Origin of the sequence: Streptomyces sp. NPDC052107 (genome assembly GCF_040680215.1) — a bacterium.
Taxonomy (GTDB): domain Bacteria; phylum Actinomycetota; class Actinomycetes; order Streptomycetales; family Streptomycetaceae; genus Streptomyces.
Genome location: NZ_JBFAWG010000178.1, coordinates 1 through 6789 on the forward strand (window position 1 = coordinate 1; position 6789 = coordinate 6789).

A 6789-nucleotide genomic window follows, 5' to 3' on the forward strand; every position below is an offset into this window, starting at 1 on the left:
TAGTCGTGCGGGTCGGTGGCCGGGTTGGCGATGATGCTGGTCACCTTCACGTGGCTGCCGCCGAGCTGGGAGGCGATGCTGCCCCAGAAGTTCTCCGCCGCCACCACCTGGATCGTCTTGCCCGAGCCGCTGTCGCTGCCGGTCGCGGCGGTGTCGCTGGTGTGCGAGGAGGAGGTCGAGCAGGCCGTCGCGGTCACGGCCGTGAGGGCAGCCGTCGCGGTGACCAGTGCGATCCTCGCGGTCGGCCGGATGGAACGGGAGGCGGGGGCGGTGGACATGCGGGAAGCTCCTTCGGGCGATGCCGGACGCGCGGCAGACACGCGCCGGCCATGTGGCGACACTTCCAACGTTAGATGGAAATGATTTTCAGATCAATGTAAGATGAAAACCGTTGCCATCTTTTGACCGGGCGTGCGACTGCGCAGGAATGTCGCCCTCACGGCGGCAACGCCGCAGGATCCGCAGGGCTCACCGCCCCAGCGGGCGGCTCAGCAGTCGCGGAACTCCGGCGACTGGTTGAGGATCTGCGCACGTACGGAGGTGAAGCGGGTGTGGGTCTCGCCGCCGCGTGTGTCGGGGCGGAAGGCGGCGACGCGGTGGCAGTTCTGGAAGGCGAGGGTGATGCCGAAGTGCCGTTCCAGACTGCCGCGGATCGCGTCGCTGGACAGGGCCCGCAGCAGCTGGCCGCGCTCCCTCTCGGAGGGCGGCGGGGTCTGGTTGTCGGCGAACTCTGCGGCGCCTGAGCGCAGTTCGTCGGCGAGGCGGGCGATGAGGTCGTAGGCGTGCGGCAGGGAGGTGCGGACCGTTTCCACGAAGTTCTCCTCCCGCACCTCGCCGTTCTCGGCTTCGGCGAGCAGCTGCAGGGAGACGTCGAGCGACATGAAGGGCTGTCCTGTTCTCTGGTTTCTTGTTCTTGCGGTGGGGGTCAGGCGAGGGCGGTCAGGACCTGGGGGTCGTGCTGGAAGCCGGGGTCGACCTGGGCGGCGAGGTCCTGGCCGGTGGCCTCGTTGGCCCAGGCGGCGGCGTTGCGCAGATGGAACTCGACGGCGTGCCGCTGGAAGGCCGCCCAGTCCTTGGGTCGGGCATCGACGGCCGCGCGCAACCGGTCCAGGGCGCGGGCGTTGTGCGGTTCCAGTTCGCCGTGGCCGCGGCCCTGTTCCTGGGCGCGGACGTATGAGGACTGCACGCAGTGGGCGAGCAGGTCGTCGCCGACGTGTGTGCGGAGGAAGGCCAGGTCGTCCTCGCTGGTGACCTTGTTGCCGACGACGGCGACCGGGATGCCGAACTCGGCGGCGTGGTCGCGGTACTGGCGATAGACGGACACGCTCTTCCGGGTCGGCTCGACCACCAGGAACGTCATGTCGAAGCGGGTGAACAGGCCCGAGGCGAAGGCGTCGGCGCCGGCGGTCATGTCGACGACGACGTACTCGCCGGGGCCGTCCACGAGGTGGTTGAGGTAGAGCTCGACCGCGCCGAGCTTGGAGTGGTAGCAGGCCACACCGAGATCGTTCTCGTCGAAGGCGCCGGTGACCATCAGCGGGACGCCGCCGACCTCCTGGACGTGGTGGGAGTGGACGTCGTCCTCGTCCAGCAGCCGCAGAAGGCGGGAGCCACGGCCAGGCGGGGTCGTCTTGACCATGGCGTCGCGGGACGGGATCCGCGGGTTGGTGCCCCGCAGGTAGTCCTTGATCTCGCCGGTCCGCGCGCTGAGCGGCGGCGCGGCGAAGAACTCGTCCTCGTCCAGGCCGAGGGCGTACGCCAGGTGCTGGTTGATGTCGCCGTCGATGGCGACGACCGGCGCGCCCGAGCGCGCCAGGTGACGGGCGAAGAGGGCGGACAGGGTGGTCTTGCCGCTGCCGCCCTTGCCTACGAACGCGACACGCACGGCTGACCGCCCCTATTGAAAATGGATGTCATGCGCATAGGCTGATGGTGCGGCAGGGAGGTGTCAAATCCGCGGACGTCCCAACTGCCTTGGGCCGACGGCAGGTTGGGGCTGCCGTGGCTCGAACGGGGGATCGCTTTGAGCATGGGGAGGAAACGCGGAGATGAGCGATGCCGTACCCGAACCTCGGAACCGGCCTTTCACCCTCGTCGTCTGCGGCTCCTGCCGTACGGCCGCGAGCAACCAGGTGATGGACGGGCTACGCCGTGCGGTCCGGACCTGCCCGCACGGGGTCATGGTTTCCACCGGCTGTCTGGAGATGGTGCTGCATTGCCGTGGTGGCCGTGGGGTGCATGCCGTTGTCCAGCCGTGTGAGGTGGACCGCAGGCCCAGCGGGCCCGTCGTACGCCTGGGGCCGCTCGTCAGCGAGGCCGACGCCGCGGCGGTCGGGGCGTGGCTGGGGGCCGGGATGCCTGATGACGGAACGCTCCCCGACCGGCTTCGCACGGCGCCGGCGCCACGGCGGGTCGCCCACCTCAATTGACCGTCGGAGGCGGTCAGTGGTGGTCGCGTACCCCGAGGCGCAGGTGCTCGATGTGGTGGACGGCCTGGTCAAGGAGCTGGGCAACGTGGTCGTCGTAGAGGCTGTAGACGATGCGGCGGCCGTTGCGGCGGCCGGTGACCAGGCCGAGGGCGCGCAGCAGGCGAAGTTGGTGGGAGACGGCGGACTGCTCCATGCGGATTTCGGCGGCGAGTTCGCCGACCGGGTACGGCCGCTGCCGCAGGGTGGTGAGGATCAGCAGACGTGACGGGGTGGCCAGGGCCTGGAGCGTGGCGGCGACCGAGGCGGCGGTGGCCTCGTTGAGCCGGGTGGCCGCGAGGATCTCACGGCCACCGGCGTCGACGTCATCGGCGTGCACGGCTGCGGGCCTCGCGCGGCGGCCGGATGAACTGGAGCGCCAGCGTGGCGGGCGGTTCGGCGACGCCTGGTCCGCCCGCTTGTGCCCAGTTCAGCAGGTCGTCGGTGGAGTCGTCGTCCAAGGCGAAGCCGACCCAGACGGCGCGACCCCCAGCCCGCCGCCCGGTGGTGGAGGGCCGGACGACGATGACGTTGGCCTGGTCGCAGGGGCCGAGGCAGTCCGTCGTACGGACCTGGAAGCCACCTTCCGCCGCGCCCGCGCGCAGCCGGTCCAGTTGCCAGGCGTGATCGGTGCCAGGGTGTTTGCGGGAGTTGCCGCAGCAGCAGCCCCGGCAGACGACGAGGGTGCAGGGGCGAGGTACGGCAGCCCGGATCACGGAACGGTTGCCCACGGTGGGCCGGTTCACAGAGAGGTCCGGGAGGGCAGGCCGTACGTCCGGATACGGCCGTCGCGCCAGGCCACGGTCAGCAGGTGCGGGCCGGGCCAGGCCAGCGCGGCGACCGCTGTGCCGGTGCCCTCCAGCTCGCGCACGGGGCGCAGGCGTGTCTGAGGCCGCCCGGCGGTGGCGTGCCACAGGGCTACGGTCCCGTCGTCGCCGCCGCTGGCGAGGTGCCCGCCGGCGCCCGGCCGCCAGGCGAGAGCAGTGATCGTCTCGTGGCAGCGCAGGGAGCGCGGGGCGGTGCCCTCGGGGCCCTTGCCGGAGAAGTCCCACACGGTCACGTCCGGTGCGCCGTCGGCGGCCAGCCAGAAGCCGGTGTCGTCGAAGGCGAGGCGGGAGACCTTCTCCGGGTAGCCGGACATGGTCAGTTCGCCGCCGTCGCGGGTGCGCCAGATGTGGATGGAGGCGTCCTGGTTGCCGCTGCAGATCCAGCGTCCGGTGGGTGCGACGGCTAGGGCGAGGTGCGAGCCGACGTACGGGTAGGTGGCGACCGGTTTCTCGGTGTGCCGTTCGTGGCAGCGCACCGCCCCGTACGCCGCTACCGCCAGGCGCCGGCCCTTCCGCATCCAGGCAAGGTCGGTGACGGTGGATGCGGCGGGCTCGGTACGCCACAACTCCTCGCCGTCGGCGTTCAGTACGAGGGCGCGGCGGCCGGAGGCGACGGCAAGCCGTTCCCCGTCCGCCCACGCGGCGGCGGCCGACCAGGCGCCGGACTCGCGCACGGTCGTACGGCCGTCGGCGCGCCGCCACAACGCGTACCCCGCCGGGCCGGTGGCCACGACGTGCGCGGCATCCGGGGAGAGCGCGACCTTGAGCGCACCCCCGGGCAGGTCGAACGCCCCGATCTCGGCGCCCAGTGCCGCGTCGAGGACCTTCACCGTCCCTTCGGCCCCGGCGACGGCAACCAGGTCACCGCGTGCACTGAGCGCAATGAGGGCGTCGTCGACGCTGACGTCCCAGACGAGCGTGGACTCCACTGCCGTGCTCACGCGGCGGCTCCCGCCGTGGCCAGGCAGCCGGCGAAGCCGCGCTCCAGCGCGCCACGGTCGAGGCCGCGGCCGATGAACACCAGCCGGTTGCCCCGCACTTCGTCGTCTCGCCAGTCGCGCCCGAAGCTGCCGTCCAGCAGCATGTGCACGCCCTGGAAGACGTACTGCTTGGGTGCCCCGGCGATGGCGAGGATGCCCTTGGATCGGAACAGGTCGACGCCCTTGGTGCGCAGCAGGTGGCCGAGCCAGGCGTTGAGGCGGTCCTCGTCCAGTTCACCGGTCAGCTCGATGCCGACGGAGGTGACGGTGGTGTCGTGCTGGTGCTCGGTCTCGGTGAGGAAGGCCGGGTCGTCGGCGAGTACGCGCTCCAGGTCGAACGCGCCGACGTCCAGTACCTCCTTGAGGTCGATCGCGGCGTGCCGGGCGGGGACGATGCGGACGCCCGCGTTGATGCCGCGGATGCGGCGCACGACCTCGACGACGGTGTCGTCGTCGGCCAGGTCGGTCTTGTTCAGGACGATCCGGTCGGCGAACGCGATCTGCTCGACGGCCTCGTTCTCGACGCTCTCGGGTTTGACCTCGTCCAGGTGCTGGAGGACGTGGGCGGCGTCGACGAGCGTGACGATGGCGTCCAGGCGCAGCTGGGAGGCGATCTCGTCGTCCATGAAGAAGGTCTGCGCGACCGGTGCCGGGTCGGCGAGGCCGGTGGTCTCGATGAGGATGTGGTCGAACTTCTCGCGGCGGCGCATGAGCGCGCCCAGGATGCGGATGAGGTCCCCACGCACAGTGCAGCAGATGCAGCCGTTGTTCATCTCGAAGATCTCTTCCTCGGCGTCCAGCACGAGGGCGTCGTCGATGCCGACCTCGCCGAACTCGTTCTCGATCACGGCGATCCGCAGGCCGTGGTGTTCGGTGAGGATGCGGTTGAGCAGGGTGGTCTTGCCGGAGCCGAGGAAGCCGGTCAGGACGGTGACGGGGACCCGCTCGTCACGGAGATCGCGGGGGTCCCGGGATTCGGGGGTGGTCAAGTCAGTCTCCCAGTAGTGCGGTTGATGTGCTGCTGTTGTGTCGTTTCGGGGCGAGCAGCGCGGCTCGCAGGTCGTCCTCGGTGATCTGGTCGGCGGGGCGGTGCAGCGTCCAGCGACGGGCCTCGCCCTCCATGGGCAGGACGGCGACGACGGTCTCCAGCGGCGGGCAGCCCGGTTCGGTGCAGGCGAGCTGGCGGATCACGACGGCGGTGTCGTCGTCGAGTCCGAGCAGGGTGCGGACGGTGTCCTTCAGCTCGCGTAGCTGCGGGCTCGGTCCCGCGGGTCCGGGGCGTGATCCCAGTGGCATGGCGGTTCATCTCCTTCGTCCCCGGACGACGGCCGACGTACGTCCGGGCGAGGGAGGCAGCCGGTGCAGATGCCGGTGAGTTCCACGGTGTGCTCGACTGCGGTGAAGCCGGTGTCGGCCGCGATCCGGCTCGCCCACTCCTCGACGGCCTCGGAGTCCACCGGCCGGCTTCGGCCGCAGTCGCGGCACATCAGATAGTGGCGGTGCCCGTCGGCGGGGCGCAGACGGTAGAGCCGCCCGCCCGCCTCCTCACGGACGACGTCGACACCACCGTCCGCCTCCAGCTCGCGCAGGGCGCGGTAGACGGTGGTCAGACCGATCGCGTGGTCGCCGGCCACCAGAAGGGCATGCAACTCCTGGGCCGACACAAAGTCCTGGCAGCCCGCAAGTGCGTGTGTGACCGCTCTGCGCTGCTGGGTCGTCCGGCCGCCCATGGCACATCACCCCTCTGTATGGCTCGTGGCGGGTAGGCGCTTCCACCGTAGATGGAAATGAAATCCATGTCCATATGGGTGATCGGTCATGTATGGCCGTGTCACGTCTCCGCGTCAAGCAGTGGAGTGCCGTTTGACGGCCCACGCAGCAGCCACCGGCCGTTGCCGCAGGCCCGGGGCGCGGTCTTCCCAGACCTGTCTATTGGTCGCTTCGGGCAGCACTGCCGAATCTCGCGAACAGAGCCAGGCACCTGCTGTTCGCGTCCCCGTATGCCGTAGGGCTCGTCGGTCGGGTCGGTCGGTTCAGGCGTGCGCGTACCCGGTGCGGCGCCGAGCGATCCAGCCGAGGAGGATGTCAACGGCGAGGAAGGCGGCAAGTGGGATGCCGAGCAGCGGGACGTAGTAGCCGAGGACGGCGATCACGGCGGCGCAGGGCACCAGCACGTACACCGGCACCTGCCGCCAGGCGCCGCGAGGGATCGGGCGGCCGAAGGCGGAGCTGCGGCCGCGTTGCCACTACATGCGGTAGCCCAGAGGATGAGGAGGACCAAGGCCAGGGCGAGGACGGCCAGCGCGATCTGGTTCATGAGGCCGAACAGGGTGCCGGTGTGGGCGTCGATGCCCCATCGGGTCAGTTTGGCCAGCAGCGGGTACTCGGTGAAGCGTCTCTAATCAGCTAAGCGATCCCATGCGAACCGTGGGGTCCGGTGCGGGTTCTTCCCACCTGGGCGGGGCAGCGTGAGCGTGGAGATGGAATCCCGCGCCCAGTGCTGCTCCGCGTGGCCGG

Annotated in this window: 8 protein-coding genes and 2 pseudogenes; all 10 read right to left on the reverse strand. The window is 70.4% G+C overall.

Features of this window, described 5'->3' with window-relative positions; all coding sequences use genetic code 11:
- Window positions 1-278, reverse strand: a pseudogene (locus AB0M27_RS45980) (ABC transporter substrate-binding protein); the annotation flags it as partial.
- A 210-nt stretch (window positions 279-488) separates the two neighbouring features.
- Window positions 489-881, reverse strand: a complete 393-nt coding sequence (locus AB0M27_RS45985; protein ID WP_365732080.1) for an SCO5389 family protein — start codon at window positions 879-881, stop codon at window positions 489-491.
- A gap of 44 nt (window positions 882-925) precedes the next feature.
- Complete coding sequence (locus tag AB0M27_RS45990) at window positions 926-1885, reverse strand: ATP-binding protein (protein ID WP_365732082.1); 960 nt, start codon at window positions 1883-1885, stop codon at window positions 926-928.
- Between the two features lie 557 nt (window positions 1886-2442).
- The gene (locus AB0M27_RS45995) at window positions 2443-2805 is read right to left on the reverse strand and encodes a metalloregulator ArsR/SmtB family transcription factor (protein ID WP_365732084.1); all 363 of its coding nucleotides are present in this window, start codon (window positions 2803-2805) and stop codon (window positions 2443-2445) included.
- Window positions 2792-3196 (reverse strand): (2Fe-2S) ferredoxin domain-containing protein, encoded by a 405-nt coding sequence (locus tag AB0M27_RS46000; RefSeq protein ID WP_365732086.1) that lies wholly within the window; start codon window positions 3194-3196, stop codon window positions 2792-2794. Before AB0M27_RS46000 ends, AB0M27_RS45995 begins: the two co-directional genes overlap by 14 nt.
- A gap of 11 nt (window positions 3197-3207) precedes the next feature.
- Window positions 3208-4233 carry a hypothetical protein gene (locus tag AB0M27_RS46005; RefSeq protein ID WP_365732088.1) on the reverse strand — a complete coding sequence of 342 codons (1026 nt, stop codon included), beginning with the start codon at window positions 4231-4233 and terminating at the stop codon, window positions 3208-3210.
- Complete coding sequence (locus AB0M27_RS46010) at window positions 4230-5261, reverse strand: GTP-binding protein (protein WP_365732090.1); 1032 nt, start codon at window positions 5259-5261, stop codon at window positions 4230-4232. The genes AB0M27_RS46005 and AB0M27_RS46010 overlap by 4 nt, the downstream gene beginning before the upstream one ends.
- Window position 5262: 1 nt before the next feature.
- Window positions 5263-5568 (reverse strand): hypothetical protein, encoded by a 306-nt coding sequence (locus tag AB0M27_RS46015; protein ID WP_365732092.1) that lies wholly within the window; start codon window positions 5566-5568, stop codon window positions 5263-5265.
- The gene (locus tag AB0M27_RS46020; RefSeq protein ID WP_365732094.1) at window positions 5511-6002 is read right to left on the reverse strand and encodes a transcriptional repressor; all 492 of its coding nucleotides are present in this window, start codon (window positions 6000-6002) and stop codon (window positions 5511-5513) included. Before AB0M27_RS46020 ends, AB0M27_RS46015 begins: the two co-directional genes overlap by 58 nt.
- Before the next feature lie 303 nt (window positions 6003-6305).
- Window positions 6306-6667, reverse strand: a pseudogene (locus AB0M27_RS46025) (PepSY domain-containing protein); the annotation flags it as partial.
- Between the last annotated feature and the right edge of the window lie 122 nt (window positions 6668-6789).

Bases quoted from the DNA above. Each gene is read 5' to 3' on its own strand.
- AB0M27_RS46015 (WP_365732092.1), bottom strand. From the start codon at position 5,568: ATGCCACTGGGATCACGCCCCGGACCCGCGGGACCGAGCCCGCAGCTA.
- AB0M27_RS45985 (WP_365732080.1), bottom strand. From the start codon at position 881: ATGTCGCTCGACGTCTCCCTGCAGCTGCTCGCCGAAGCCGAGAACGGC.
- AB0M27_RS46020 (WP_365732094.1), bottom strand. From the start codon at position 6,002: ATGGGCGGCCGGACGACCCAGCAGCGCAGAGCGGTCACACACGCACTT.